The sequence below is a fragment of the Pseudomonas putida genome (assembly GCF_026625125.1).
GTDB lineage: Bacteria > Pseudomonadota > Gammaproteobacteria > Pseudomonadales > Pseudomonadaceae > Aquipseudomonas > Aquipseudomonas putida_X.
Window position 1 is genome coordinate 5,764,140 of record NZ_CP113097.1, and the last position, 26,153, is coordinate 5,790,292.

Genomic DNA, 26,153 nt, shown 5'->3' on the forward strand with positions numbered 1-26,153 from the left:
ATGGGCATTCTTTCATCATGTCAGTCTTCACCCCCGTGACCCGGCCTGAGCTGGAAACCTTTCTGGCGCCGTATCAGCTGGGCCGTCTGCTCGACTTCCAGGGCATTGCCGCCGGCACCGAAAACAGCAATTTCTTCGTCAGTCTCGAACAGGGGGAGTTCGTCCTGACGCTGATCGAGCGCGGCCCCAGCGAGGACATGCCGTTCTTCATCGAGCTGCTCGACACGCTGCACGCCGCCGATATGCCGGTGCCTTACGCCCTACGTGACCGTGACGGCAATGGCCTGCGCGAGCTGTGCGGCAAGCCGGCACTGCTGCAGCCGAGGCTGTCGGGCAAGCACATCAAGGCGCCGAACAACCAGCACTGCGCCCAGGTAGGTGAGCTGCTGGCGCACATCCACCTGGCCACCCGCGAGCACGTCATCGAGCGCAAGACCGATCGCGGCCTGGACTGGATGCTCGCCAACGGTGCCGAGCTGATGCCACGGCTCTCGGCAGACCAGGTTGCCTTGCTGCAGCCAGCGCTGGACGAAATCATCGCGCACAAAGCGCAGATCCTGGCATTGCCCCGGGCCAACCTGCATGCCGACCTGTTCCGCGACAACGTGATGTTCGAAGGCACCCACCTGACCGGCGTCATCGACTTCTACAATGCCTGCTCAGGGCCGATGCTGTACGACATCGCCATCACCGTGAATGACTGGTGCCTGGATGAAACCGGTGCGATCGATATGCCGCGTGCCCAGGCCCTGCTGGCGGCCTATGCCGCGCTACGGCCGTTCACGGCAGCCGAGGCCGAGCTCTGGCCGCAGATGTTACGGGTAGGGTGCGTGCGTTTCTGGCTGTCGCGTTTGATCGCGGCCGAGTCGTTTGCCGGGATGGATGTGATGATCCATGACCCTGCCGAGTTCGAAGTGCGTCTGGCGCAGCGCCAGCAAGTGGCCCTGCACCTGCCGTTCGCACTCTGATCTCAGTGCCCTGACGCTGGCAAGCCAGCCCCACAGGTGCCGCACAGCGCTTGAATGCCATGCGGTCGAAGTGGGGCTGGCTTGCCGACGACAGGCCAGTACAGGCGCTAGAGCTGCTCCAGGCACCCTGCCAGGTCACCGCCCAGCTTTTCCAGCAAACGCTCGTAGCCCTGGGCATCCACTGGGTCATTCCCGCCCAATGCATCCAGTTCCGCCAAGCGCACCGGCAGCCCGGCCGTCAGCGTTTCAGCCAAGCGCGGCCGCAGCGGCGGCTCACTGAACACGCAGGTTTTGCCCACTTCCTGCAGGCGCTTGCGCATGGCCGCGACATGCTGCGCGCCAGGCTGCACCTCGGCGGCCACACTGAACACACCCGTGTGCTTGAGCCCATAAGCAGACTCGAAGTAGTCAAAGGCTTCGTGGAACACGAAGTAAGGCTTGTCGGCAACACCCGCCACCCGCGCCTTGATGCGTGCATCCAGGCTATCGAGGCGCCCGGTGAAGGCTTTCAGGTTGCTCTGGTAGCGCGCAGCGTTGGCAGGGTCCGCAGACGCCAGGTCCGCTGCCATCTTCGCCGCAATCACCCTGGCGTTGACTGACGACAACCACAGATGCGCGTCCAGGCTGCCCGGACGATGATCATGGTCATGATCGTCATGCGCTGCTTCATCGTGTGAATGGCTGTCCTCGCCAAAGTGACGCAGGTGCATACCCGGTAACGACTGCACAGCCACGACAGGCTTGCTGCGGCTGCCCAGCACCCGCGGCAGGAAGCCTTCCATGTCGGGGCCGATCCAGTACAGCAGATCGGCATCGCCGACGCGGCGCACGTCGGATGGGCGCAGGGCGTAGTGGTGTGGCGAAGCACCCGGGGGCAGCAGCACTTCGGGGGTGCCTACCCCGTCCTGCACAGCCGCGGCAATCTGCTGCAACGGTTTGATACTGGTCAGCACACGGACGTCGGCTTGCGCCGAGCAGGCGATAAAAGCGACAAAAAGCACAAGCAATCGGGACACGGTGAATACTCGACTCGATAGAAACGGGTAACATAATAACGTCTCTGTCCAGAACCGTCGCTGCCCATGTCCATCACGCCGCTGGCCCACCGCCCCCACGATCACTCTCACTGCGTGCACAGCGCCCTGACCGAGGCTGAGGTGCTGTGCACGCGCCAGGGCCTGCGCCTGACCGCCCTGCGCCGGCGTGTGCTGGAGCTGGTGTGGCAGAGCCACAAGCCGCTGGGCGCCTACGACATCCTCGCCGTGCTCAGCGAACAGGATGGCCGTCGTGCTGCGCCACCTACCGTTTATCGGGCGCTGGATTTCCTGCTGGAAAACGGCCTGGTACACCGCATCGCCTCACTCAATGCCTTCATCGGTTGCAGCCACCCAGAGCACGTGCACCAAGGCCAGTTCCTGATCTGCCGCGAATGCCACATCGCCATCGAACTGGAGCAGGACAGCATCAGCGATGCGATCCTCGCCAGCGCCAAGGGCGTGGGTTTCAGCGTAGAAACGCAGACGGTAGAAATTGTCGGCCTGTGCGGCAATTGCCGGGGCACGGCATGAGTGACGCACTGATCCGCCTGGAGCAGGTTGGCGTAACGTTTGGCGGCGAGGCCGTGCTCGACAGCATCGACCTGTCGGTGGCGCCCGGCCAGATCGTTACGCTGATCGGGCCCAACGGCGCAGGCAAGACCACCCTGGTACGCGCTGTGCTCGGGCTGCTCAAGCCGCATCGCGGCACCGTCTGGCGCAAGCCGAAGCTGCGTATCGGCTACATGCCGCAAAAAATCCAGGTGGACGCGACCCTGCCGTTGTCAGTGCTGCGCTTTCTGCGCCTGGTACCCGGTGTTGGCCGGCAGGCCGCGTTGTCGGCACTGCAGGAAGTGGGCGCCGAACAGGTCATCGACAGCCCGATCCAGACCATCTCCGGCGGCGAGATGCAGCGTGTGCTGCTGGCCAGGGCGCTGTTGCGCGAGCCCCAGCTGCTGGTACTGGATGAGCCGGTACAAGGCGTGGACGTGGTCGGCCAGACCGAGTTGTACAACCTCATCACCCGCCTGCGCGACCGCCATGGTTGCGGCGTATTGATGGTCTCGCACGACTTGCACCTGGTCATGAGCGCCACCGACCAGGTGGTCTGCCTCAACCGCCATGTCTGCTGCTCCGGCCACCCAGAGCAGGTCAGCAACGACCCAGCCTTCGTCGAACTGTTCGGCCAGAACGCACCGAGCCTGGCCGTCTATCACCACCACCATGATCACAGCCACGACCTGCATGGCTCGGTGGTCGCCCCTGGCCCACATGTACACGGAGACCACTGCAAGCATGGCTGATTTTCTTCTTTACGCCCTGCTCGCGGGTCTTTCCCTGGCGCTGGTGGCGGGCCCGCTGGGCTCTTTCGTGGTGTGGCGGCGCATGGCCTACTTCGGCGATACCTTGTCCCACGCAGCGCTGCTGGGCGTGGCCATGGGCTTCGTGCTGGACGTCAGCCCGGCGCTGGCGGTAACCGTGGGGTGCCTGTTGCTGGCGATCCTTCTGGTGACCCTGCAGCAACGCCAACCATTGGCCTCTGACACGCTGCTCGGCATTCTCGCCCCCAGTACGTTGTCGCTGGGCCTGGTGGTGCTGAGCTTCATGCACGATGTACGCATCGACCTGATGGCCTACCTGTTCGGCGACCTGCTGGCCATCAGTACCACTGACCTGGCCTGGATCCTGGCCGGCAGCGCGCTGGTGCTGGTGCTGCTGGCAGTCCTTTGGCGACCGTTGCTGGCGGTGACCGTTCACGAAGAGCTGGCCATGGTCGAAGGCCTGCCAGTCGCAGGCCTGCGCCTGGCGCTGATGCTGCTGATTGCCGTCGTCATCGCCGTCGCCATGAAGATCGTCGGCGTGCTGTTGATCACCTCTTTGCTGATCATCCCTGCCGCTGCGGCGCAGCGCCATGCGCGCTCGCCAGAGCAGATGGCATTGGGGGCCAGCCTGCTGGGCGTCACGGCCGTCTGCGGTGGCCTGGCCATGTCCTGGTTCAAGGACACCCCGGCCGGCCCGTCGATCGTGGTCTGCGCGGCAGTGCTATTCTTGCTGAGCCTGGCCCTGCCCAAACGTTGAACTCCAGGGTGCGCCATGGCACACCCTGCAACCTTTTCGCGGGTAAAGGGTCTGTAAGACTTGTTTTCGAGCGTGCGCACCTGGGTGTAGACTTGCTCGCTTTTTGCGCAAATAGAGAGTCGCAGGAATGAAGCCGTTCGCATCCCGTTATCTGCTTGTTGCCGCGTTTTCCCTGTTCCTGGCCGCTTGTTCGAGCGCGCCGGTCGAGCAGACAGGTGCACCTGCCCAAGCCGATGCCTGGCAGCAGCTGCAGCAAAGCATCAACAGCAATGAATTGGCCACAGCCGAAGATCAGCTGGCCTCGCTGCAGGCTCAATCGCCAGACGATGGCCGCCTGGAACACTACCAGCGGCAACTGGCTGAGGCTTACCTCAAACGCAGCCAGATCGTCCTTCAGAAGGGCGACGTAAACGCTGCCGCAACCGCTCTGGCACGTGCCCGCGCCCTGATGCCACAGGCCCCTGCCGTGACTGGCGGTGACGCGGTCTCGCAGGCACGCAAGGCTGAGCTGGAAAAAGCCGAGGCTGCCTTGAAAGCTGCCGAGGCCAAGCCCAAGGCACGGGTGATTGACCCGGCTGCGCCCAGCACGGTCATTGCGCTGAATACCACGGACATCCGTGCCATGCGCCGACAGCTCGATGAGATTGCCACTGATGTGGTGAATTATCAGTGCGAAGTGGTGTTCCAGGTACCTCGCACCGAAGATGCACCTTGGTTGAAGACCTTGCTGGAAAAGCGGGTTCGCAAGATCGACAGCGGGTTCGAACTCCAGCAAAAACACGAGATTCAGCGCACGTTGCCCGCTCAGGTGGTGTTGGTACCCCATCAGCGTTGATACTTCAGGGCCCCATCGCCGGCAACCGGCGATGGGTATCGATGCGGCGCCCTACGCAGGAATCGCTTCTGCAGCAGCCTCCCGCTCCCAGACCCGATGCCCTTCCACGGCTTTGACGAAGGCATCCATTGTCTTCTGATCATCCCCTAGCAGCAGGCCCTTGTCCTCTTTCAGGCCCAAGCTGCCGACCAACGCTTTGGCCTCTTTGGCCAACACCATCGCCTTCAAATGCTTGTAACCCTCGAGCAGGAAGTGCTTGGCGACGCCACTGCCGCTCAAGGCATCGATTGAAGCCTTACCTCCCGGTACCACTATCGCGTCGAACATGACCGACGGCATACCCTCGATCGAAGCGTCCACCGGCAGTGGCTTGCCATCGGCGCTCTTCACCGGGGCAGAAGATGGCCCCAGGAGCATGGGCCGCGCGCTTTGTGCTTCGAGCGCTTTGACCAGTTTGTCCACGCTCGCGGAGTCCACGCCATCAGCGACCACAAGGGCAATCTTGCGTCCCTTGATGCCCACATCACCAGGGTGGTTCATCTGGCTCAAGGCCTTGGACTGCGCAAGCTTGCTTGCTTTGACCTGAACCGTACCCTGCTTGGGCGCCGGCAAACCGAGGTTGGCCGCCACTGCCGCTGCCAGCTTCAGGTCGATATTGGCCAGAATCTCATTGACCTCACGCGCGCGGATTGCTTCGCGCTCTACCTTGCCCAATTCGAAGCTGTAGGCCTTGATGATGTGCTGCTGCTCGGTCGGGCTCATGCTCTGGAAGAACAGCCGCGCCTGCGAAAAGTGATCGCCGAACGACTCGCTGCGCTGGCGGATCTTGTGTGCCTCGATGCGCTCTTGATAACTCTCGAAGCCACCATCTTGCGCCGCCGGCGGCGTTTCCCGCGGCCAGCCGCCATCGATCGAGTTGGGCTCGTAGGAAGCACGGCCCTTGTCGATGGTCATGCGGTGCATGGCGTCACGCTGGCCACTGTGGTTCGGCGCTACCGGCCGGTTGATCGGGATCTCGTGGAAGTTAGGCCCGCCAAGGCGGCTGATCTGGGTGTCGGTATAGGAGAACAGGCGGCCCTGCAGCAGCGGGTCGTTGCTGAAGTCGATGCCTGGCACGATATGGCCAGGGCAGAACGCCACCTGCTCGGTCTCGGCGAAGAAGTTGTCCGGGTTGCGGTTGAGCACCATCTTGCCAAGCGGCGTCACCGGCACAAGCTCCTCGGGGATCAGCTTGGTCGGATCCAGCAGGTCGAAATCGAACGTGTGCTCATCAGCTTCCGGAACGATCTGCACACCCAGTTCCCACTCGGGGTAATCGCCCGTCTCGATCGCTTCCCACAGGTCACGGCGATGGTAGTCAGTGTCCTTGCCTGCCAGCTTCTGGGCTTCGTCCCACAGTACCGAATGCACGCCCTGGCGTGGCTTCCAGTGGAACTTGACGAAGCTGGCCACGCCTTGGGCATTGATCAGACGGAAGGTATGCACGCCAAAGCCCTCCATCATCCGCAGGCTGCGCGGGATGGCGCGGTCGGACATGGCCCAGATGACCATGTGCGCCGACTCTGGTACCAGCGAGACAAAATCCCAGAACGTGTCGTGGGCCGAGCCGCCAGTGGGAATTTCGTTGTGCGGTTCAGGTTTGACCGCGTGTACGAAGTCGGGAAACTTGATGGCATCCTGAATGAAAAATACCGGCATGTTGTTGCCAACGAGGTCGAAATTGCCCTCATCGGTGTAAAACTTGACGGCGAAACCACGCACGTCGCGTACGGTGTCACCCGAGCCACGCGGCCCCTGCACGGTAGAGAACCGCACGAAGACCGGGGTGATCTTTTCCGGGTCCTGGAGGAAACCGGCCTTGGTCAGTTCGCTATGGTTGCCGTAGCTCTGGAAGTAACCGTGGGCACCGGTACCCCGGGCGTGGACGATACGCTCGGGAATGCGCTCGTGGTCGAAGTGGGTGATCTTCTCGCGCATGATGAAGTCTTCGAGCAGCGAGGGCCCGCGAGCACCAGCTTTGAGGCTGTTCTGGTTGTCGGCTACCTTCACACCCTGGTTGGTACGCAAGGCCTGGCCAGTGGCATCGCTGCGAAACGCCTCCAGGCTCTGCAGCTTGGCGTTGGTATTGGCGCGGTCGGGGGTCTGCGTGCCGGCGGCCTCACTGTGCTTGGGCGCGTCCGTTTTCTTGCTGGTCATGGTCGGCTTTCCTCATCAGTCTTCAGGCTTGCCCTGTTCGGGCTCGTTCAAGTAGTGACTAGAGGGCTTTGGCGAGCGTTCAATCGGGATTACCAGTTGTCGCGTTATGCCTGATGGATTGGTCCATTACGAAATAAATGCTAAGAACACCTATTGGAAAAGGCTAAAATGCGCCACCCCAGCCAACCGCTGACCCAAATTCCATGCGCCCCACAAGGTTCGCTACGTGATCGAGTTCCAACATGTACACAAGACCTACCGCGTCGCCGGTAGGGAAATCCCCGCTCTGAACCCAACCACCCTGACCATCGAAGACGGCCAGGTGTTCGGCCTGATCGGCCACTCCGGGGCAGGCAAAAGCACCATGCTGCGCCTGATCAACCGGCTGGAAGAGCCCTCGGGCGGGAAGATCATCGTCGACGGTGAAGACGTCACCGCCTTCAACGCCACCCAGCTGCGCGGCTTCCGCCAGCAGGTCGGGATGATCTTCCAGCACTTCAACCTGCTGGCCTCCAAGACCGTCGCCGACAATGTCGCCCTGCCGCTGACGCTGGCGGGCGAGCTGTCGCGGGCCGAAATCGACAAGCGCGTCACGCAGCTGCTGGCCCGGGTGGGCCTGTCGGATCACGCCAAAAAGTACCCGGCACAGCTCTCCGGCGGGCAGAAGCAGCGCGTCGGCATCGCCCGCGCCCTGTCGACCAACCCGAAGATTCTGCTGTGCGACGAAGCCACCAGCGCCCTCGACCCGCAGACCACCGCATCGGTGCTGCAGTTGCTGGCCGAAATCAACCGTGAGCTGAAGCTGACCATCGTGCTGATCACCCACGAGATGGACGTGATCCGCCGGGTCTGCGACCGCGTCGCGGTGATGGATGCCGGCCACATAGTCGAGCAAGGCTCGGTGGCCGACGTGTTCCTGCACCCGCAGCACCCCACCACCAAACGCTTTGTCCAGGAAGACGAGCAGGTCGATGAAGGTGAACAGCGTGACGATTTTGCCCACGTCCCGGGCCGCATCGTGCGCCTGACCTTCCAGGGCGACGCCACCTACGCGCCGCTGCTGGGTACCGTGGCCCGCGAAACCGGCGTGGACTACAGCATCCTCGCCGGGCGTATCGACCGCATCAAGGATGTGCCCTATGGGCAGCTGACCCTGGCCGTCACCGGCGGCGACATGCAAGCCGCGTTCGACCGCTTCTCGGCAGCTGACGTACATATGGAGGTACTGCGTTGATGGACGCCCTGAATTTCTTCGCCAACGTCGACTGGGCCGAAATCTGGCTGGCCACCATCGACACCATGATCATGCTGTTCGGTTCGCTGTTCTTCACCGTGCTGCTGGGCCTGCCACTGGGCGTGCTGCTGTTCCTCTGCGGGCCGAAGCAGATGTTCGAACAGCGGGGTGTGTATGCGCTGCTGTCGCTGGTGGTCAACATTCTGCGCTCGCTGCCGTTCATCATCCTGCTGATCGTGATGATCCCGATCACCGTGCTGATCACCGGCACCTCGCTGGGCGTTGCCGGCGCCATTCCCCCGCTGGTGGTGGGTGCCACGCCGTTCTTCGCCCGCCTGGTGGAAACCGCCCTGCGTGAAGTGGACCGCGGCATCATCGAGGCCACCCAGTCGATGGGCGCCACCACCCGCCAGATCATCACCAGTGCGTTGTTGCCAGAGGCCCGCCCGGGCATCTTCGCGGCCATTACCGTCACTGCCATCACCTTGGTGTCGTACACCGCCATGGCCGGCGTGGTCGGCGCTGGCGGCCTTGGCGACCTGGCCATCCGCTTCGGTTACCAGCGTTTCCAGACCGATGTAATGGTAGTCACCGTGGTACTGCTGCTGGTTCTGGTTCAAGTCCTGCAGAGCGTGGGCGACAAACTGGTCGTGCATTTTTCCCGTAAGTAACCCCAATGGGGTCGGCCTGGCCGACCCGTTCGGGGGCCGTCGCGGCCCTCACAAGGAGTGATTCATGAAGAAGCTGCTTGCTGTCGCTGCCGCTGTCGCGGCGTTTTCGGCCCACGCCGGTGACCTGACGGTCGCCGCTACCCCGGTGCCGCACGCCGAAATTCTCAACTTCGTCAAACCGCAGCTGGAGAAAGAGGGTGTAAACCTGAAGGTGAAAGAATTCACCGACTACATCCAGCCAAACGTACAAGTCGCCGAAAAGCGCCTGGATGCCAACTTCTTCCAGCACCAGCCGTACCTGGATGAGTTCAACAAGGCCAAGGGTACCGACCTGGTCAGCGTTGCCGGCGTGCACATCGAGCCGCTGGGCGTCTACTCGACCAAGATCAAGAAGCTCGACGAACTGCCTACCGGCGCCACCGTGGTCATCCCCAACGACGCCACCAATGGCGGCCGTGCCTTGCTGCTGCTGGACAAGGCCGGGGTCATCAAGCTCAAGGACAACAGCAATATCCTGTCGACCGTGAAGGACGTTGTCGGTAACCCGAAGAACGTGAAGTTCCGTGAGCTCGAAGCGGCCACCATCCCGCGTGTACTGACCCAGGTCGATGCTGCCCTGATCAATACCAACTACGCGCTGGAAGCCAAACTGAACCCGGAAAAAGACGCTCTGGCCATCGAAGGCAGCGACTCACCGTACGTGAACATCCTCGTTGCCCGCCCGGACAACAAGGATTCGCAAGACATGAAGAAACTGGCGGCTGCACTGCACTCGCCTGAGGTGAAGCAGTTCATCACCGAGAAATACAAAGGCGCTGTGGTTCCGGCGTTCTGATCAGCCCCTCGGGCCGCTTTGCGGCCCGAGGGCGTGAGCAGGATGCAACACTGCGAGGCCCGCTTTGCGGGCCGTTCGCGATTCCAGGCGGGGTTTATCTCCAAGCCTTGCGCAAGCGCATCAACGCCTCGGCAATCTCCCCTTCTGGTACTGCCGCAAACCCAAGCACCAGCCCCGCACGTTTATCCACAGGCACCTCACTGTCCTCAAGCCAGTAACTGCTAAGTGGATTCACCTCCACACCCACCGCCTCGGCCTTGGCCACCAACTCTTGCTCGCGCGCAAAGTTATCCACATCAACCTTCACATGCAGCCCCGCTGCAACGTCCGGCATCGCCGCCAGCCCCGACACATCACCAGGCCACCCGGCCTTCAGCACGTTGCGCCGGCTCAGCGCCGCACGGCGCATGCGGCGTACGTGCCGCTGAAAATGCCCCTGAGCCATGAACTCAGCCATCACGCACTGGGTTCCCACTTCGGAATGCCGCACTGCCAGCGCCCTGCCCTGGCTGAAAGCCTGCACCAACCGATCCGGCAATACCAAGTAGCCAAGGCGCAGCGCTGGGAAAGCGATCTTGCCGAAGGTACCGACATACAGCACTCGCCCTTGCCGGTCCAAAGCCGCCAACGGGGCCAGCGGTGCTCCGTTGTAACGGTATTCACCGTCGTAGTCATCTTCGATGATCCAGCCATCCTGGCGCTCGGCCCAGGCCAGCAAAGCCAAGCGGCGGGCCAGGCTCATGGTTACCCCTGTCGGATACTGGTGCGCCGGGGTGACGTAAACCAAGCGACAGTCGCCAGCGTGGGCTAGCCTGGCGCAGTCGAGGCCCTCTTCATCTACCGGCACGCCTCTCACCCGCCCGCCCGCCACGGCAAAGGCATGCCCGGCGGCACGATACCCGGGGTTTTCCACAGCCACCTCATCCCCCGGTTGCATCAACAGCTGTGCACAAAGGCTTATGGCCTCCTGCGCACCATTGGTGATCACAATTTGTCCAGCCGTGCACGACATGCCCCGTGACCGACGTAGATACGCAGCGATCAACTCACGCAACAATGGCTCGCCCGCCGGGTCGCCATAACCAAGCTGCGCTGGATCTGGGTTTCGCCAGAAGCCCGCTTGCAGCTTGGCCCAGACGTTGTAAGGGAACAGGTCGAACGCTGGAACACCTACTCGAAATGCCCGTGGCGGGACGGCTTTTGGGGATGGCAGATGGTTATTTTTCAGACGCTCCAGGCGCTCGCTGGAGCGTTCACACCTGGATAAATCATCAGTGCTTTCCGGGCATTTTGTGGATAAACCTGTTGATAAGCCATGGGATAACCCTGTGGACAGTTGTGTGGATAGTTTTGGCAGATGACAAACGTAGGTGCCGTCTCCTACCCGGCTTTCTATGTAGCCCTCGGCGTAAAGCTGGTCATAGGCACGCACCACGCTGTTGCGCGAGAGCGAGAGCATGCCTGCCAGGTCTCGTGTCGCCGGCAGGCGCGTGCCGCTGCTCAAGCGTCCATCCAGCACGCGGGCACGCAGCGCTTTATACAGCTGCTGACTCAACCCTCGGCGCTGGTCGAGGACGATCCCGGCAGGGTCGAATGGCAATACCAAAGGGTGCGCGCTCATCGCATTGGACCTATCAAAATCATCGTCAATGGCTCTTAACCTGAACCAATAGCCTGCCTACGATGGAGCCAATCGACAAGGATCGGCTCATGTACAACAGCAAACCGCATCAGGAACACAACCTTGAGCGCCTGCATCAACAGATGCGCGAAACCCGCCTGGCCCTGCTCGTCACCCACGGCGAACACGGCCTGCTGGCCAGTCACATACCCGTGTTGATCGATGCCAGCGAAGGTGAGTTGGGCACCGTTTACGGCCATCTGGCCCGTGCCAACCCTCAGTGGCAGGCCTTGGAGCAAGGTGTAGAAGCCTTGTTGGTATTCACCGGCCCAGACGCTTATGTCAGCCCCAGCTACTACCCGAGCAAGCTCGACAACCCCAAGGTGGTACCCACCTGGAACTACCTGGCGGTGCATGCCTACGGCGCCGCTGAGGTGGTGCAAGGCGGCCCCGACCTGTTGGATATCGTCAGCCGCCTGACCGACCTGCACGAACAAGGGCGCAGCGCCCCATGGAAAGTCACCGATGCACCCAGCGATTACATCGAAGGCATGCTGCGCGCCATCGTCGGCTTCCGTCTGCCCATCGCGCGGCTGCAGGGGGCACGCAAACTCAGCCAGAACCGCTCGGCGCCGGACATGGAAGGTGTGCGCCAAGGCTTGGCCAGCAGTACCGACCCGCTCAACAATCAACTGGCAGCGCAGATGCGCACGCCCTGAAGGAACATCCCCATGCCGAACATCATCCTGCGCCCCGTCAGCGCCAACGACCATGCTGCATGGCTGCACCTGTGGCAGGCCTACCTGCGCTTTTATCAAACCGAACTGGCCGATGAAGTCAGCGCCGTGACATGGCAACGCATCCTCGACCCACAGGAGCCGACTCACTCGGCCCTGGCCTGGCTCGATGACAAGGCGGTAGGCATGGTCAACTGGATCTATCATCGAACCAACTGGAGCATTGGTAACGCCTGCTACCTGCAGGACCTGTACGTTGACAGCGAGCAGCGCGGCCTGGGCGTTGGCCGTCAACTGATCGAACGGGTCAACGCCAGTGCCAAAGCGGCCGGCTGCTGCAAGGTGCACTGGCTGACGCATGAAACCAACACGACCGCCATCGGCTTGTACGAGCAGGTCGCAGAGCGACCCGGCTTCATCCAATTTCGCCAAACGCTGTGAGACGGGAGCAACGCATGAGTCAACCAAGTAACTGGCAACCTGCAGCCCTGCCCCAGGCCGAGCCGCTTGAAGGGCGTTTCATCCTTCTGGAGAAGCTCGACCCGGCGCGGCATGCCGACGATCTCTGGGAGGTGCTGCAAGGTCCGCACTGCGATCCCGCACTGTGGGACTACCTGCCCTATGGCCCGTTTGCCGAGCGTGGTCCGTTCGATCAATGGCTTGCAGACAATGCTGCCAGCCGCGATCCGCTTTTTTACAGCGTCATCGACCGCAGCAGCGGCCAGGTACAAGGCATGCTCAGCCTGATGTCGATCGTGCCTGCCCATGGCCGCATCGAGATCGGGCATATCGCCTTCGGTGCAGCCATGCAGCGCTCCCCCAAAGGCACCGAGGCGGTATACCTGCTGGGCAAGCTAGGGTTTGAACTGGGTAATCGCCGGCTGGAATGGAAGTGCAACAACGCCAATGCCCGCTCCAAGCGCGCAGCAGAGCGCTTTGGCTTCACCTACGAGGGTGTGTTCCGCAATCACATGGTGATCAAGGGCCAGAACCGCGACACGGCCTGGTACTCGATTATCGATGAGGAGTGGCCAGCCGTGGCGGCGGCTTTCGAGCGCTGGCTGAGTGCCGACAACCAGCGCCCCGAAGGTCAGTCGAAAACGCTGGAAGCCTGTCGCGAGCAGGGCTGAAGTTCAGCTCAGGTTACGCTTGAGCTCAGCGATGTGCTCTGGGCCGATGCCACAGCATCCGCCAAGCAGGCTGGCACCACGCTGGCGCCAGTCCTGGGCCCAGCTCAGGTAACCCGGCGGGTCGAGGTCTTCGCGCAACTCATCCAGGCCATCGTTGGCGGTGGCGTCCTTGGGTTGCGGCGGGAACGCGTTGGCATAGGCGCCGATGGCGATATCCACACCCTGGCGCTCGAACACTTCGCGCGCGGCGTCGATGGCAGCACCGATCACTTCCGGCTGGCTGCAGTTGAACAGCATGGCTTTGACGCCCAGCGTTACCACCGCTTCGGCAGCTGCGCTCACAGTTTCACCAGAGCGCAGCATCGGTACGTCGCCGACCTCTTCATCCTGCAAGGTGAACGACACCCACAGCGGCTTGCCATCTGCAGGCAGCTGGGCGGCAATTGCCTGCACTTCTGCGATGGCACTCTGGGTCTCGGCCAGCCACAGATCCACATACGGGGCCAAGCCCACCACCAAAGGGAGCAGGACCTCAGCCACGCGCTGCGGCTCGAACAGGTCAGGGCGGTAGGAGCCGAACAGCGGTGGCAATGAACCAGCGACTCGCACTGGCCGTGGGCTGGCATCCGCCGCCGTACGCGCCAGCTGACCAGCGGTGGCGGCCAGGGCGAAGCCTTCATCGGCGAAGCGGTCTTCACCAATGTGGAATGGCACCACCGCATAACTGTTGCTGGTGATCACCCCGGCACCCGCTTCGATATAAGCGGCATGCACCGCCACTACGGCGTCCGGCGCTTCGCTCAGTGCAAGTGCCGACCACTCCGGCTGGCGGAACGGCGCGCCTCGGCGCTGCAGCTCCCGACCCATACCGCCATCAAGAATTTCCAACGTCCGGTCGCCCATATAACTTCCGCTTATATTGATATGAATAATATTCACTGGTGGCTTTAAACTTATAACTATTAAATATCGAAATCTGGTTTCTTAACAACTTTTTCAGGTGTCTTCATGCGTTTGCCCTCCTTGCTTTGCGCAGGCCTTCTGGCCCTCAGCGCCACCTCTGCAGCCTTTGCCGGTGCCACACTGGACCGCGTCGAGTCGCGCAAGGAAGTCGTCAACGTATTGATGGAGAGCTACCCACCGTTCTCCTTCCTCAATGACCAGAACCAGCTCGATGGTTTTGACGTCGATGTCGCCAAGGCGGTCGCGGCCAAGCTCGGCGTAAAGCTGCGGCTGGAAACACCCTCCTGGGATGTCATTGCCGCGGGCCGCTGGAGTGGTCGCTACGACCTGTGCATCTGTTCGATGACGCCAAGCAAGGCGCGCGCCCAGGTGTTCGATTTCCCGGTCGAGTACTACGCTTCGCCTGCGGTGATCGTGGTCAATGCCAAGGATGAGCGGATTCACTCGGCCAAGGACCTCAACGGCCTCAAGGTCGGCCTGACCAGTGCCTCCAGCTACGAGAGCTACCTGAACAAGAACCTGGTCATCGAAGGCGCGGAAGACCAGAAAATCGAGTACCCCTTCGATTTTGTCCAGATTGCCCCCTATGACACCGACAACGTCGCCTTCCAGGACCTCGGCCTAGGAGCAGGCGTGCGCCTGGATGCGATCCTGACCAACCTGGTGACCGCGCAACCACGCCTGGACCAGGACAAGCGCTTCAAACTGGCAGGCGAGCCGCTGTATGAAGAGCCCAACGCGGTCGCCATCGAGAAAGGCGACCCGGAGTGGGACGCCAAGCTGCGCCAGGTGTTCGCCGAGCTGAAGGCCGATGGCACGCTGGCCAAGCTGTCGCAGAAGTGGATCGGCGCCGACATCAGTAAATGAGCGCCCATCAACCTGCCCCCAAACCCGTCGCCGCCTCGACGGGTTCAAGCCTTTTCGGCTTTCGCACCCGTCTGTACCTGACGTGGCTGGTGTTGCTGCTGCTGTTCGTGGGCTTCTTTCTCAGTTTTGATCTGAATTTCTCGATCATCGTCGAGAAATTCCCCAACCTGGCAGGCTTCAAGTTAGGGCCCAACGGTTTCCTCCAGGGCGCTGCGCTGACCCTGTTCCTGTGCTTGTGCTCCATGGTGGTATCGGTGCTGCTGGGCTTTGCCGCCGCCCTGGCGCGGTTGTCAAACAGCGCGCTACTGTTCGGCGTGGCCAGCTTCTACACCTCGTTCTTCCGCGGCACGCCACTGCTGATCCAGATCCTGTTGATCTACCTCGGCTTGCCCCAAGTGGGCCTGGTGCCAGGTGCAATTGCAGCGGGCATCATCGCCCTGTCGCTCAACTATGGTGCTTACCTGAGCGAAATCTTCCGGGCCGGCATCATTGGCGTTGCCGTGGGCCAGCGCCAGGCAGCGCTCGCCCTGGGCATGCGCCCGGTGGCGATCTTCTGGCACATCACCCTGCCGCAGGCCATGCGCACCATCATCCCGCCGACCGCCAACCAGTTCATCTCGATGCTCAAGGACTCGTCGCTGATTTCGGTGATGGGTGTCTGGGAAGTGATGTTCCTGGCCCAGTCGTATGGCCGCTCAAGCTATCGCTACCTGGAGATGCTGACGACAGCTGCGGTGATCTACTGGGTGTTGTCGATCCTGCTCGAACTGGCCCAGGCCAGGCTGGAGCGGCATTTTGGCAAGGGCTATCAGCGCTAGGCCCAGCTGCGCCGAGTGATGCGTGAACTGGCCTTGAGATCGAGCGCCGCGCGCTTCGCCAAGGGCCTGACAGCCACGCAAAAAAAAAGGGGAGCATCCGCTCCCCAGAGGTTAACCGCTTGTAGATGAGGGCTTATGTCAGCCCTCGATCTCGATCAGGATCTCACCCGGCGTCACGCGATCGCCCTTGGCCACGTGGATGGCTACGACCTTGCCGGCGATGGCCGCCTGCACTTCGGTTTCCATCTTCATCGCTTCGGTGATCAGCACCGCCTGGCCGGCCTTGACGGTGTCGCCTTCCTTGACCAGCACATCGACGATGTTGCCCGGCATGGTCGTGCTGACGTGGCCTGGCGCGCTGGCCTGCTTTCGCTTGCTGCTGCCGCCGCCGACAAATTCGTTGAGGGGCTCGAACACCACTTCTTCCGGCATGCCGTCGATCGACAGGTAGAAGTGGCGTTTGCCTTCTGCCTTGACGCCAACGCCAGTGATGTCGACGCGGTAGGTTTCACCGTGCACGTCGATGACGAACTCGGTCGGCACGCCTTCCCCACCCGGGGCGGCGACTGCACCGGCTTCCGGGATCGGCAGCAGCGCTTCGGGCGTCAGGGTGCCGGCTTCACGCTCCTCGAGGAACTTACGGCCAATATCCGGGAACATGGCGAAGGTGAGCACATCTTCCTCGCTGCGCGCCAAGGCGCCGATATCGGCACGCAGTTTGGTCATTTCCGGCTTGAGAAGATCGGCCGGGCGCACATCGATCACGTCTTCGCTGCCGATCGCCTGGCGGCGCAGTTGCTCGTTGACCACACCCGGCGCTTTGCCATAACCGCCCTGCAGGTACAGCTTCACTTCGTTGGTGATGGTCTTGTAGCGTTCGCCGGCCAGTACGTTGAAGAACGCCTGGGTACCGACGATCTGCGAGGTCGGGGTCACCAGCGGTGGGAAGCCCAGGTCTTCTCGCACCCGTGGGATTTCGGCCAGCACTTCGTTCATGCGGTTGAGCGCGCCCTGCTCCTTGAGCTGGTTGGCAAGGTTGGAAATCATCCCGCCTGGCACTTGGTTGACCTGCACGCGGGTGTCCACCGCAGTGAACTCGCTTTCGAACTGGTGGTACTTCTTGCGCACGGCATAGAAGTACAGGCCGATTTCCTGCAGCAGTTCCAGGTCCAGACCGGTATCGAACTCGCTGCCCTTGAGCGCGGCGACCATCGATTCGGTACCCGGGTGGCTGGTGCCCCAGGCGAAGCTCGAAATGGCGGTGTCGATATGGTCTGCACCGTTTTCCACAGCCTTGAGCTGGCACATGGCGGCCAGGCCTGCAGTATCGTGGGAATGGATGAACACCGGCAGCGACTGCTCGGCCTTCAGCGCCTTGACCAGCTCGCCGGTGGCATACGGGGTCAGAAGGCCAGCCATGTCCTTGATCGCTACCGAGTCGCAACCCATGGCTTCCATCTGCTTGGCCTGGTTAACGAAGGCTTCGATGGTGTGCACGGGGCTGGTGGTGTAAGCGATGGTACCTTGGGCGTGCTTACCAGCAGCCTTGACCGCCTCGATGGCCACGCGCAGGTTGCGCACGTCGTTCATGGCATCGAAGATGCGGAACACATCGATACCGTTGACCGCCGCTTTGGCGACGAACGCCTTGACCACGTCATCGCTGTAGTGGCGGTAGCCCAGCAGGTTCTGCCCGCGCAGCAGCATCTGCAAGCGGGTGTTGGGCAGCGCATTGCGCAGTTTGCGCAGGCGCTCCCACGGGTCTTCCTTGAGGAAGCGCACGCAGGCATCGAACGTGGCGCCGCCCCAGACTTCCAGCGACCAGTAGCCGACCTTGTCGAGCTTGTCGCAGATCGGCAGCATGTCGTCGGTACGCATGCGGGTAGCCAGCAGGGACTGATGGGCGTCACGCAGGATTGTGTCGGTAACAAAAATCTTCTTGGACATTCTTATCTCCTCATGGCGACAAGCTTCAAGCTACAGGCCGCAAGATAAAGCCGATTCGCTTCAGCTTGCAGCGGGTCGCTCACAGCTTGCAGCTGCATTCATAGGCCTGCGTGGGCGGCGATGGCGGCGGCGATGGCCAGGGCCAGCTCTTCGGGTTTGCGCTTGATCGAGTAGTTGGTCAGTTCAGGGTGGCTTTCGACGAAGCTGGTGTTGAACTGGCCGCTACGGAATTCCGGATTGCGCAGGATTTCCTGGTAGTACGCGGCGGTGGTCTTCACCCCTTGCACGCGCATGTCGTCAAGGGCCCGCAGACCGCGATCCATGGCCTCTTCCCAGGTCAACGCCCATACCACCAGTTTCAGGCACATGGAGTCATAGAACGGTGGGATGGTGTAACCGGTGTAGATCGCTGTATCGGTGCGCACACCCGGGCCGCCTGGGGCGTAGTAGCGGGTGATCTTGCCGAAGCTGGGCAGAAAGTTGTTCTTCGGGTCTTCAGCGTTGATGCGGAACTGCAACGCGTAGCCGCGGTGCTGAATGTCTTCCTGCTTGACCGACAGCGGCAGGCCCGAGGCGATGCGGATCTGCTCGCGAACCACATCGATACCGGTGATTTCTTCGGTAATGGTGTGCTCGACCTGCACGCGGGTGTTCATTTCCATGAAGTACACCTCGCCATCGGCGAGCAGGAACTCCACAGTCCCGGCGTTCTCGTAGTTCACAGCCTTGGCTGCACGGACCGCCAGGTCACCGATGTAGGCACGTTGTTCGGGCGTGAGTTGAGGGCTTGGGGCAATTTCGATGAGCTTCTGGTTGCGGCGCTGGATCGAGCAATCACGCTCGAACAGGTGCACCACATTGCCGAAGCTGTCGCCCAGGATCTGCGCCTCGATGTGCTTGGGGTTGACGATGCACTTTTCCAGGAACACTTCCGCTGAACCAAAGGCCTTGGTCGCTTCGGAGATGACGCGGGGGAAATTCTGCTCCAGCTCTTCACGGCTATTGCAACGGCGAATGCCCCGGCCGCCACCGCCGGAGGTGGCCTTGAGCATCACCGGGTAACCGATACGCTCGCCTTCGCTCAGCGCTTCGTGAATGTCGGCAACGTTGCCTTCGGTGCCTGGGGTCACGGGCACGCCGGCCTGAATCATGGTGCGGCGCGCTTCTGTCTTGTCGCCCATCCGGCGAATGACTTCAGCGGCAGGGCCGATGAACTTGATACCGCGCTCGGCGCAGATCTCTGCCAGCTCCGCGTTTTCCGACAGGAAACCGTAGCCCGGGTGCAGGGCATCACAGCCGGTTTCCACAGCGAGGTTCACCAGCTTGCGCGGGTTCAGGTAGCCCGCCAGCGGCTCGGCACCAATGCTGTAGGCCTCGTCAGCGCGCTTGACGTGCAAAGCGTGACGGTCGGCGTCGGAATAGATCGCGACAGAGCGAATGCCCATCTCAGCGCAGGCACGCACGATGCGAACTGCGATTTCACCCCGGTTGGCGATCAGGATTTTTTTTATCACTGGAGTCTTCCCAAAGCCGTAGGAACAATCGAGCCGGTTCTACCGGTCGGCGCGTGACCAAGTGTCGTTGGCCAGTCGCATATTCACCCTAGCGCTGTAGGTCGATAAACAAAAATCAATATTTGTTAGGGGCTGTATTAGCAAAAGCTTATAGTTAGGTAACAAGGTTTTACCGGAGCCCATAATAAAAATGCGTAAGTCCTTGATGCGTATGACATTGCGTCAGCTACAGGTCTTCAATGAGGTGTGCGATTTGCGCTCGTACAGCCGCGCCGCCGAAGAAATGGCGCTGACGCAACCCGCCGTTAGTCTGCAAATTCGTCAGCTGGAAGAGCTGGTGGGGCAGCCGCTGTTCGAATACGTCGGCAAGAAGCTTTACCTGACCGAAGCCGCCGAGGCGCTGCAGCGCGCCAGTCGGGATATTTTCGGGCGCCTGGAAAGCCTCGACATGCAGCTTTCGGACATGCAGGGCTCACTGCAAGGGCAACTGAAACTGGCGATCGAATCCAGCGCCAAATACTTCGTTCCTCACCTGTTCGCCGCCTTCAAGCAACGTCACCCTGAGGTCAACCTGACCCTTACCGTCGTCAACCGCGCCCAAGCGATCCGGCGCCTTTCCGATAACCGTGACGACCTGATCATCATGTCTATGGTGCCGCAGGACATGGGCCTGGAGTTTCTGCCGTTTCTCAACAACCCGATCATCGCCGTGGCGCCGCCGGACCATGCGTTGTGCAAACTCGAGCACTTGCGCCTGCAGGACCTGGAGCCTCATACCCTGCTGGTCCGTGAACAGGGCTCAGGCACCCGCAAAGCCTGTGAAGAGTACTTCAAGGACAAGCGTGTGCACTTCACCCAGACGCTGGAGGTAGCCTCGGCCGATGCCCAGCGCGAATGCGTCATCGCCGGCCTAGGCATTGCCTTGCTGACCCGCCATGCCGTGAACATGGAACTGGCCATGGGCGTGCTGAAAGAGTTGCCGGTGGAGGAACTGCCGCTGTACCGCAGCTGGTGTGTGGTGCAGGCAAAGGCCAAGCGGCAGTCACCGGTAGCCTTGGCCTTTTTGGCATTCATCCGCAGCGAACGTGCGCTGATCAGCGCGCTCGTTGAGCGCTTTTCGGGGAATTTGCCGCTGAAGTCTGCCACACCGTGAGGGCCTGCAACTCCGGGTAATCCGCGAGGTCGCGCAGCAGTTGTCGTTGGTCGCAGTAGCTTTCGATCGCACGGCGGTACTCCATGCGGCGCTGATCTTTTTCCTGCTGTTTGCGAGCCTTGGCGCTAGGTAGGTAAGAGCCATCGAAATCACGAGCCATGTCTGTCTCCCTGATCGAGTGCGGGGAGTTCAGACTCGCTTGAATGCTTTACCGTTCTGCTGAGGATTGGTGACAAATCGATGAAATTTGCAGCCCCTTGCGCAAGGGTCGATCAGTCATCCATCGCCTTGATCGACTTGGGGGACAAACGCAGGCTGCGCAAGCTGCGCTTCACACTCTTGAGGTGATTGACCAGGCTTGGCCCACGGGCCATGGCTACGCCCATGGCGAGCACGTCGATGACTACCAGGTGGGCGATACGCGAGGTCAGCGGGGTGTAGATTTCCGTGTCTTCATGCACATCGATCGCCAGGTTGACAGTCGAAAGCTCGGCCAGCGGGGTCTGGCTGGGGCACAGGGTGATCAGGTTGGCGCCGCTCTCACGCACGAGGTTGGCGGTGATCAAAAGGTCTTTGGAACGCCCGGACTGGGAAATGCACACCGCCACGTCACCCGGCTTGAGGGTCACCGCCGACATGGCCTGCATGTGCGGGTCGGAGTAGGCGGCGGCACTGAGCAACAGGCGGAAAAACTTGTGCTGCGCGTCGGCAGCAACCGCGCCGGATGCACCAAAACCATAGAACTCCACACGTTGCGCCTGCGCCATGGCACTCACTGCCTGCTGCAACGCGTGCGGGTCGAGGTGCTCTCGCACTTCCATCAGGGTGTGCAAGGTCGTGTCGAAAATCTTCAGGCTGTAATCGGCAACCGAGTCGTCTTCATGGATGGCGAACTGCCCGAAGCTGGCGCCGGCAGCCAGGCTCTGCGCCAGCTTGAGCTTGAGGTCCTGAAAACCTGAACAGCCGATCGCCCGGCAAAATCGCACGATGGTCGGCTCGCTGATACCCACGCTGTGTGCAAGGTCCGCCATCGAACTGTGCATGACGGCGGCCGGGTCCAGCAGCACGTGGTCGGCCACTTTCAGTTCCGATTTGCGCAGCAGGTGGCGCGATTGGGCGATATGTTGCAACAGATTCACGGGCTGGACTCGGTTATGATCGGCTGGCCGGGATGTAGCTTTCTTGTAGTTATACTACATGGACGCCAACCCGCCCAGTTAAACGAACGTGGAGAGTGGTGGTTTGACTATTCCTTGCGACATTCTGGTATTCGGTGGCACTGGCGATCTGGCCCTGCACAAACTGCTACCGGCGCTCTATCACCTGTATCGCGAGGCACGTCTGAACATTGCCGTGCGCATCATTGCCCTGGCCCGTCGCAACCTGTCGCGCAGCGACTATTTGAAGCTCGCCGAACGCCATTGCCGGGCGCAGATCGCCCGGAGTGAGTTCGACGAAGAGGTGTGGCAACGCTTTTGCGCACGCCTTGACTACTTTCCCATGGACGCCGCGCAAAGCGCCGACTTCGGGCGCCTGGCCCGCTACCTCGGCGAGCCCGGCGGGCTGACCCGCATCTATTACCTTGCCACCGCGCCCAATCTGTTCGTGCCGATTGCCAACCACCTGCGGGTGGCGGGGCTGGCCGACCACGAGGCACGCATCGTGCTGGAGAAGCCGATCGGCCATTCGCTTGAGTCAGCCACCGCCATCAACGAAGCGATCGGTGCGGTGTTCGAGGAATCGCAGGTGTTTCGCATCGATCACTACCTGGGCAAGGAGACCGTGCAGAACCTCATGGCCCTGCGGTTCGCCAACGCGTTGCTGGAGCCGGTGTGGCGCAACGGACAGGTCGATCATGTGCAGATCAGTGTGTGTGAAACCCTCGGTGTAGAAAACAGAGGCGGCTACTACGACCGGGCCGGTGCCACCCGCGACATGCTGCAGAACCACCTGTTGCAGCTGCTGTGCCTGGTAGCCATGGAGCCGCCCGCGCAGTTCGAGGCCGAGGCGGTCCGCGACGAGAAGGTCAAGATTCTGCGCGCTCTCAAGCCGATCAGCGGCCAGGACGTTCAGGACAAGACCGTGCGCGGTCAGTACGGTGCCGGGCACATCGGCGGCCAGGAGGTGCCCGCCTACTACTTCGAGAAGGACGTGGACAATGACAGCGACACTGAAACATTCGTCGCCGTCCACGCCCACATCGACAATTGGCGCTGGGCTGGCGTGCCTTTCTATCTGCGCACCGGCAAACGCATGGCACGGCGCTCGTCGCAGATCGTCATCCAGTTCAAGCCCGTGCCGCATGAGCTGTTCAGCGGTGGCCAGGTCAACCAGCTACTGATCCAGTTGCAGCCAGACGAGCGCATCAGCCTGCGCATGATGACCAAGAGCCCGGGCAAGGGCATGCGCCTGGAGCCGGTCGACCTCGACCTGAACCTGGCGCAGGTGTTCGGCCAGACCCGTCGCTGGGAGGCCTACGAGCGCTTGCTGCTGGATGTACTCGAGGGGGACTCTACCCTGTTCATGCGGCGCGACGAAGTTGAAGCGGCATGGGCCTGGATAGACCCGATCATCCAGGGCTGGGAGGATCATTTTCAGGCACCCCGCCACTATGCCGCAGGTAGCACAGGCCCGGATCAAGCCAACAGCCTGCTGGCACACCAGGGCAGAACCTGGCACAGCTGAAGCCATTGCCGATTTCACCCAAGCATGAAGGTGGCGGCAAACGTTGGCACAGAAGAACGCCGTCCCCGTTCAAATGCTCCCTTGCAGTGGAGAAAGTTGCATTGCGCCATTGGGCGCAAACTCAACTGACAAGGATCCATTATGAGCAAAATTGAAAACCTGCAAGCGTACAACATTGAAGCGCCAGGCCAACCAGCCTGCTTTGAAGTTCGGGGAACGGTGACCGTTGGCCACCCGGGTATTGTGCCTGTGCTGATAGAACCCAGGGTACGTCACCGAGGTGGCTGGGAAGTGCTTGAGCTGCATCTGGTGGACAACGGGGAGATCAACCTGCAGGTCCTTACCGAGAAACCAGTATTTTTCCGGCGCGAACGTGCGAGCTCGTGGACAAGGCTGGAAATCATCAAGGACGACGGTCCGCAAATGTTCGAGATCGGGCACCGTGTAGTCAACGACTGAGCCTGACAATGCCAGACCGCTGCGAGCGGTTTGGCATTGTGCTGTAGCCAGAACCCGATGAGCGACAGCCCTCGAAGGTGAATATTTATACAGTAGGCGTTTGCCCCGTAACCGGCCTGCCCCTAGAATGGCCGGATGCACACAGATGACCTCTCCCTCCTGCTGAACTCCCTCAACGATGCCCAACGCCAGGCCGTCGCGGCCTCGCTCGGGCGTCAGCTGGTGCTTGCTGGCGCCGGTTCCGGTAAAACCCGCGTGCTGGTGCATCGCATCGCCTGGCTGATCCAGGTCGAGCAGGCCTCACCGCACTCGATCCTGTCGGTGACCTTCACCAACAAGGCCGCCGCTGAAATGCGCCAGCGCATCGAGCAATTGCTGGGCATCAACCCGGCCGGCATGTGGGTGGGGACCTTCCACGGCCTGGCGCACCGCTTGTTGCGCGCCCATTGGCAGGAAGCGCGCCTGGTACAGAACTTCCAGATCCTCGACAGTGACGACCAGCAGCGCCTGGTCAAGCGGGTGATCCGCGAGCTGGGTCTGGACGAGCAGCGCTGGCCCGCGCGCCAGGCACAGTGGTTCATCAACGGGCAGAAGGACGAAGGCCTGCGGCCGCAGCATATCCAGGCCGGCGGCGATCTGTTCCTGGGGACCATGCGTAGCATCTATGAAGCCTACGAACAGGCCTGCGAACGCGCCGGGGTGATCGACTTCTCCGAACTGCTGCTGCGTGCCTTGGACTTGTGGCGCGACCACCCGAGCCTGCTCGAACACTACCAGCGGCGCTTCCGCCACCTGCTGGTGGACGAGTTCCAGGACACCAACGCCGTGCAGTACGCCTGGCTACGACTGCTGGCAGGCAAGGACGGCGGCAGCTTGATGGCGGTGGGCGACGACGACCAGTCGATTTACGGCTGGCGCGGCGCCAAGATTGAAAACATCCACCAGTACACGGCTGACTTCCCTGACGCCGAGATGATCCGCCTGGAGCAGAACTACCGCTCCACAGGGGGTATTCTCAAAGCTGCCAACGCGCTGATCGCAAACAACAGCGGCCGCTTGGGCAAAGAGCTGTGGACCGACCTGGGCGAGGGAGAACCTCTGACCCTCTATGCGGCTTACAACGAGCATGACGAAGCGCGCTACGTGGTCGAGACCATCGAGAGCCTGATCAAGCAAGGCCATTCGCGCAGCGAGATCGCCATCCTGTATCGCTCCAACGCCCAGTCGCGGGTGCTGGAAGAAGCCCTGTTGCGCGAGCGCATCCCCTACCGCATCTATGGTGGCCAGCGCTTCTTCGAGCGCGCCGAGATCAAGAACGCCATGGCCTACCTGCGCTTGATAGAAGGCCGTGGCAACGACGCCGCCCTCGAAAGGGTCATCAATGTGCCACCGCGTGGCATCGGCGAAAAAACTGTCGAGGCCATTCGTGAACATGCTCGCCACAGTCAACTGTCGATGTGGGGAGCCATGTGCCAACTGCTCGCCGCCAAGGCCCTCAAAGGCCGGGCCGCCAGTGCGCTGGGCGCGTTCATCGAGCTGATTGAAAGCCTGGCTGGAAAAGTCGCGGACATGCCCCTGCATACCATGACGCAGACAGTCGTCGAGCAGTCCGGTCTGATCATCTATCACCAGGAAGAAAAGGGTGAAAAGGGCCAGGCACGGGTAGAAAACCTTGAGGAGCTGGTAAGCGCCGCTCGCAACTTCGAAGCCACTGACGATGACGCCGACCTTTCGCCTCTGTCGGCCTTCCTCGGTCATGCTTCGCTTGAAGCCGGCGAGGCCCAGGCTGACGAGCACGAAGACAGCATTCAGCTGATGACATTGCACAGCGCCAAAGGCCTGGAGTTCCCCTACGTGTTCCTGGTGGGCATGGAAGAAGGCCTGTTCCCGCACAAGATGAGCCTGGAAGAGCCAGGCCGCCTGGAAGAAGAACGCCGCCTGGCGTACGTGGGCATTACCCGTGCCATGCGCCAGCTCTTCATGACCTATGCCGAAACGCGTCGGCTGTATGGCAGTGAGACCTACAACAAGGTGTCACGATTCGTCCGGGAGATTCCACCAGGCCTGGTTCAGGAAGTGCGTCTTTCGAACAGCGTCAGCCGCCCGTTCGGCGGTGCCAAGAGCACCAGCGCCAGCAGCATGTTCGCCAATGCCAACATTCCACAGACCGCTTTCAATCTAGGCCAGCGGGTACAGCATTCGGTATTCGGTGAAGGCGTTATCCTCAACTTCGAGGGTTCCGGCGCACAGGCCCGTGTGCAGGTGAACTTTGCCGAAGGCAGCAAGTGGCTGATGCTCGGCTATGCCAAGCTCGAAGCTATCTGAGGCCTTCAGGGCGCGCTGAACTATTTAGGCAAAAGCTGGAAACATTATGTCGCTGGTCATGTGCACAGGAACCTGTGCAACA

General features: G+C 61.5%; 25 protein-coding genes. 17 read left to right on the forward strand and 8 right to left on the reverse strand.

Features of this window, described 5'->3' with window-relative positions:
• The first annotated feature begins 17 nt into the window (after positions 1-17).
• A complete protein-coding gene (locus OSW16_RS26480) occupies positions 18-968 on the forward strand; it encodes a homoserine kinase (protein WP_241806803.1) in 951 nt (316 codons plus the stop codon).
• A gap of 107 nt (positions 969-1,075) precedes the next feature.
• On the opposite strand, the gene OSW16_RS26485 is transcribed toward OSW16_RS26480, so the two are convergent.
• Complete coding sequence (locus tag OSW16_RS26485) at positions 1,076-1,984, reverse strand: zinc ABC transporter substrate-binding protein (RefSeq protein ID WP_241806807.1); 909 nt, start codon at positions 1,982-1,984, stop codon at positions 1,076-1,078.
• A gap of 66 nt (positions 1,985-2,050) precedes the next feature.
• Between OSW16_RS26485 and zur the strand changes: the two genes are divergently transcribed.
• From zur to OSW16_RS26505, 4 genes are all read left to right on the forward strand, one after another.
• On the forward strand, positions 2,051-2,536 hold the full coding sequence (gene zur / locus OSW16_RS26490) for a zinc uptake transcriptional repressor Zur (protein WP_267819678.1): 486 nt from the start codon (positions 2,051-2,053) through the stop codon (positions 2,534-2,536).
• Entirely contained in the window at positions 2,533-3,306 is a 774-nt protein-coding gene (znuC, locus tag OSW16_RS26495) for a zinc ABC transporter ATP-binding protein ZnuC (protein ID WP_241806809.1), read from the forward strand. Before zur ends, znuC begins: the two co-directional genes overlap by 4 nt.
• Positions 3,299-4,081, forward strand: coding sequence for a zinc ABC transporter permease subunit ZnuB (gene znuB / locus OSW16_RS26500; RefSeq protein ID WP_241806811.1), 783 nt, complete (start codon positions 3,299-3,301; stop codon positions 4,079-4,081). The genes znuC and znuB overlap by 8 nt, the downstream gene beginning before the upstream one ends.
• Positions 4,082-4,208: 127 nt before the next feature.
• Positions 4,209-4,916, forward strand: coding sequence for a PA5502 family lipoprotein (locus tag OSW16_RS26505; protein WP_267819680.1), 708 nt, complete (start codon positions 4,209-4,211; stop codon positions 4,914-4,916).
• A 51-nt stretch (positions 4,917-4,967) separates the two neighbouring features.
• Here the strand turns inward: OSW16_RS26505 and katE are convergent, their stop codons facing one another.
• On the reverse strand, positions 4,968-7,112 hold the full coding sequence (gene katE / locus OSW16_RS26510; RefSeq protein ID WP_267819682.1) for a catalase HPII: 2,145 nt from the start codon (positions 7,110-7,112) through the stop codon (positions 4,968-4,970).
• 226 nt (positions 7,113-7,338) lie between these two features.
• On the opposite strand from katE, the gene OSW16_RS26515 reads away from it, so the two are divergent.
• The 3 genes from OSW16_RS26515 (at position 7,339) to OSW16_RS26525 (ending at position 9,852) form a co-directional block, all read left to right on the forward strand.
• The gene (locus OSW16_RS26515) at positions 7,339-8,346 is read left to right on the forward strand and encodes a methionine ABC transporter ATP-binding protein (RefSeq protein ID WP_241806815.1); all 1,008 of its coding nucleotides are present in this window, start codon (positions 7,339-7,341) and stop codon (positions 8,344-8,346) included.
• Positions 8,346-9,017, forward strand: a complete 672-nt coding sequence (locus tag OSW16_RS26520) for a methionine ABC transporter permease (RefSeq protein ID WP_039603885.1) — start codon at positions 8,346-8,348, stop codon at positions 9,015-9,017. Before OSW16_RS26515 ends, OSW16_RS26520 begins: the two co-directional genes overlap by 1 nt.
• Positions 9,018-9,081: 64 nt before the next feature.
• A complete protein-coding gene (locus OSW16_RS26525) occupies positions 9,082-9,852 on the forward strand; it encodes a MetQ/NlpA family ABC transporter substrate-binding protein (RefSeq protein WP_241806817.1) in 771 nt (256 codons plus the stop codon).
• A 94-nt stretch (positions 9,853-9,946) separates the two neighbouring features.
• Here the strand turns inward: OSW16_RS26525 and OSW16_RS26530 are convergent, their stop codons facing one another.
• Entirely contained in the window at positions 9,947-11,473 is a 1,527-nt protein-coding gene (locus OSW16_RS26530; RefSeq protein ID WP_267819686.1) for a PLP-dependent aminotransferase family protein, read from the reverse strand.
• Between the two features lie 89 nt (positions 11,474-11,562).
• On the opposite strand from OSW16_RS26530, the gene OSW16_RS26535 reads away from it, so the two are divergent.
• The 3 genes from OSW16_RS26535 to OSW16_RS26545 are packed head-to-tail and all read left to right on the forward strand — an operon-like array spanning position 11,563 to position 13,340.
• Positions 11,563-12,192, forward strand: a complete 630-nt coding sequence (locus OSW16_RS26535) for an FMN-binding negative transcriptional regulator (RefSeq protein WP_267819689.1) — start codon at positions 11,563-11,565, stop codon at positions 12,190-12,192.
• 12 nt (positions 12,193-12,204) lie between these two features.
• Positions 12,205-12,651 carry a GNAT family N-acetyltransferase gene (locus OSW16_RS26540; RefSeq protein WP_267819691.1) on the forward strand — a complete coding sequence of 149 codons (447 nt, stop codon included), beginning with the start codon at positions 12,205-12,207 and terminating at the stop codon, positions 12,649-12,651.
• Between the two features lie 14 nt (positions 12,652-12,665).
• Complete coding sequence (locus OSW16_RS26545) at positions 12,666-13,340, forward strand: GNAT family N-acetyltransferase (protein ID WP_267819693.1); 675 nt, start codon at positions 12,666-12,668, stop codon at positions 13,338-13,340.
• Positions 13,341-13,343: 3 nt separating this feature from the next.
• Here OSW16_RS26545 and OSW16_RS26550 read toward each other — a convergent pair whose 3' ends face one another.
• Positions 13,344-14,243 carry a homocysteine S-methyltransferase family protein gene (locus tag OSW16_RS26550; RefSeq protein WP_267819695.1) on the reverse strand — a complete coding sequence of 300 codons (900 nt, stop codon included), beginning with the start codon at positions 14,241-14,243 and terminating at the stop codon, positions 13,344-13,346.
• A 105-nt stretch (positions 14,244-14,348) separates the two neighbouring features.
• Here OSW16_RS26550 and OSW16_RS26555 point away from each other — a divergent pair, with 105 nt between their 5' ends.
• Together OSW16_RS26555 and OSW16_RS26560 are read left to right on the forward strand one after the other, a co-directional pair.
• A complete protein-coding gene (locus OSW16_RS26555) occupies positions 14,349-15,170 on the forward strand; it encodes an ABC transporter substrate-binding protein (protein WP_267819697.1) in 822 nt (273 codons plus the stop codon).
• Positions 15,167-15,988 (forward strand): amino acid ABC transporter permease, encoded by an 822-nt coding sequence (locus tag OSW16_RS26560; RefSeq protein WP_267819699.1) that lies wholly within the window; start codon positions 15,167-15,169, stop codon positions 15,986-15,988. The genes OSW16_RS26555 and OSW16_RS26560 overlap by 4 nt, the downstream gene beginning before the upstream one ends.
• 138 nt (positions 15,989-16,126) lie before the next feature.
• Here the strand turns inward: OSW16_RS26560 and oadA are convergent, their stop codons facing one another.
• Both oadA and OSW16_RS26570 read right to left on the reverse strand, forming a co-directional pair.
• On the reverse strand, positions 16,127-17,935 hold the full coding sequence (gene oadA, locus OSW16_RS26565; RefSeq protein ID WP_267819701.1) for a sodium-extruding oxaloacetate decarboxylase subunit alpha: 1,809 nt from the start codon (positions 17,933-17,935) through the stop codon (positions 16,127-16,129).
• A 98-nt stretch (positions 17,936-18,033) separates the two neighbouring features.
• Positions 18,034-19,449: an acetyl-CoA carboxylase biotin carboxylase subunit gene (locus OSW16_RS26570; protein WP_012316877.1), complete on the reverse strand. Its 1,416-nt coding sequence runs from the start codon at positions 19,447-19,449 to the stop codon at positions 18,034-18,036.
• A 205-nt stretch (positions 19,450-19,654) separates the two neighbouring features.
• On the opposite strand from OSW16_RS26570, the gene OSW16_RS26575 reads away from it, so the two are divergent.
• Entirely contained in the window at positions 19,655-20,602 is a 948-nt protein-coding gene (locus OSW16_RS26575; RefSeq protein ID WP_241806870.1) for a LysR family transcriptional regulator, read from the forward strand.
• Here OSW16_RS26575 and OSW16_RS26580 read toward each other — a convergent pair.
• Positions 20,544-20,762, reverse strand: coding sequence for a PA3496 family putative envelope integrity protein (locus OSW16_RS26580; RefSeq protein ID WP_267819703.1), 219 nt, complete (start codon positions 20,760-20,762; stop codon positions 20,544-20,546). The two genes, OSW16_RS26575 and OSW16_RS26580, sit on opposite strands and share 59 nt — an antisense overlap.
• 112 nt (positions 20,763-20,874) lie before the next feature.
• Positions 20,875-21,741 (reverse strand): transcriptional regulator HexR, encoded by an 867-nt coding sequence (gene hexR / locus OSW16_RS26585; protein WP_012316879.1) that lies wholly within the window; start codon positions 21,739-21,741, stop codon positions 20,875-20,877.
• A gap of 103 nt (positions 21,742-21,844) precedes the next feature.
• On the opposite strand from hexR, the gene zwf reads away from it, so the two are divergent.
• The 3 genes from zwf (at position 21,845) to uvrD (ending at position 26,071) form a co-directional block, all read left to right on the forward strand.
• Positions 21,845-23,287, forward strand: a complete 1,443-nt coding sequence (gene zwf / locus OSW16_RS26590) for a glucose-6-phosphate dehydrogenase (RefSeq protein ID WP_267819706.1) — start codon at positions 21,845-21,847, stop codon at positions 23,285-23,287.
• Positions 23,288-23,428: 141 nt separating this feature from the next.
• Positions 23,429-23,746 (forward strand): hypothetical protein, encoded by a 318-nt coding sequence (locus tag OSW16_RS26595; protein ID WP_267819708.1) that lies wholly within the window; start codon positions 23,429-23,431, stop codon positions 23,744-23,746.
• A gap of 135 nt (positions 23,747-23,881) precedes the next feature.
• Positions 23,882-26,071 carry a DNA helicase II gene (gene uvrD / locus OSW16_RS26600; RefSeq protein WP_267819710.1) on the forward strand — a complete coding sequence of 730 codons (2,190 nt, stop codon included), beginning with the start codon at positions 23,882-23,884 and terminating at the stop codon, positions 26,069-26,071.
• The last annotated feature ends 82 nt before the right edge of the window (positions 26,072-26,153 follow it).

Coding starts and splice junctions, on each gene's coding strand:
- OSW16_RS26480 (WP_241806803.1), top strand. CDS start 18: ATGTCAGTCTTCACCCCCGTGACCCGGCCTGAGCTGGAAACCTTTCTG.
- zur (WP_267819678.1), top strand. CDS start 2,051: ATGTCCATCACGCCGCTGGCCCACCGCCCCCACGATCACTCTCACTGC.
- znuC (WP_241806809.1), top strand. CDS start 2,533: ATGAGTGACGCACTGATCCGCCTGGAGCAGGTTGGCGTAACGTTTGGC.
- znuB (WP_241806811.1), top strand. CDS start 3,299: ATGGCTGATTTTCTTCTTTACGCCCTGCTCGCGGGTCTTTCCCTGGCG.
- OSW16_RS26505 (WP_267819680.1), top strand. CDS start 4,209: ATGAAGCCGTTCGCATCCCGTTATCTGCTTGTTGCCGCGTTTTCCCTG.
- katE (WP_267819682.1), bottom strand. CDS start 7,112: ATGACCAGCAAGAAAACGGACGCGCCCAAGCACAGTGAGGCCGCCGGC.
- OSW16_RS26520 (WP_039603885.1), top strand. CDS start 8,346: ATGGACGCCCTGAATTTCTTCGCCAACGTCGACTGGGCCGAAATCTGG.
- OSW16_RS26525 (WP_241806817.1), top strand. CDS start 9,082: ATGAAGAAGCTGCTTGCTGTCGCTGCCGCTGTCGCGGCGTTTTCGGCC.
- OSW16_RS26530 (WP_267819686.1), bottom strand. CDS start 11,473: ATGAGCGCGCACCCTTTGGTATTGCCATTCGACCCTGCCGGGATCGTC.
- OSW16_RS26535 (WP_267819689.1), top strand. CDS start 11,563: ATGTACAACAGCAAACCGCATCAGGAACACAACCTTGAGCGCCTGCAT.
- OSW16_RS26540 (WP_267819691.1), top strand. CDS start 12,205: ATGCCGAACATCATCCTGCGCCCCGTCAGCGCCAACGACCATGCTGCA.
- OSW16_RS26545 (WP_267819693.1), top strand. CDS start 12,666: ATGAGTCAACCAAGTAACTGGCAACCTGCAGCCCTGCCCCAGGCCGAG.
- OSW16_RS26550 (WP_267819695.1), bottom strand. CDS start 14,243: ATGGGCGACCGGACGTTGGAAATTCTTGATGGCGGTATGGGTCGGGAG.
- OSW16_RS26555 (WP_267819697.1), top strand. CDS start 14,349: ATGCGTTTGCCCTCCTTGCTTTGCGCAGGCCTTCTGGCCCTCAGCGCC.
- OSW16_RS26560 (WP_267819699.1), top strand. CDS start 15,167: ATGAGCGCCCATCAACCTGCCCCCAAACCCGTCGCCGCCTCGACGGGT.
- oadA (WP_267819701.1), bottom strand. CDS start 17,935: ATGTCCAAGAAGATTTTTGTTACCGACACAATCCTGCGTGACGCCCAT.
- OSW16_RS26575 (WP_241806870.1), top strand. CDS start 19,655: ATGCGTATGACATTGCGTCAGCTACAGGTCTTCAATGAGGTGTGCGAT.
- OSW16_RS26580 (WP_267819703.1), bottom strand. CDS start 20,762: ATGGCTCGTGATTTCGATGGCTCTTACCTACCTAGCGCCAAGGCTCGC.
- OSW16_RS26595 (WP_267819708.1), top strand. CDS start 23,429: ATGAGCAAAATTGAAAACCTGCAAGCGTACAACATTGAAGCGCCAGGC.
- uvrD (WP_267819710.1), top strand. CDS start 23,882: ATGCACACAGATGACCTCTCCCTCCTGCTGAACTCCCTCAACGATGCC.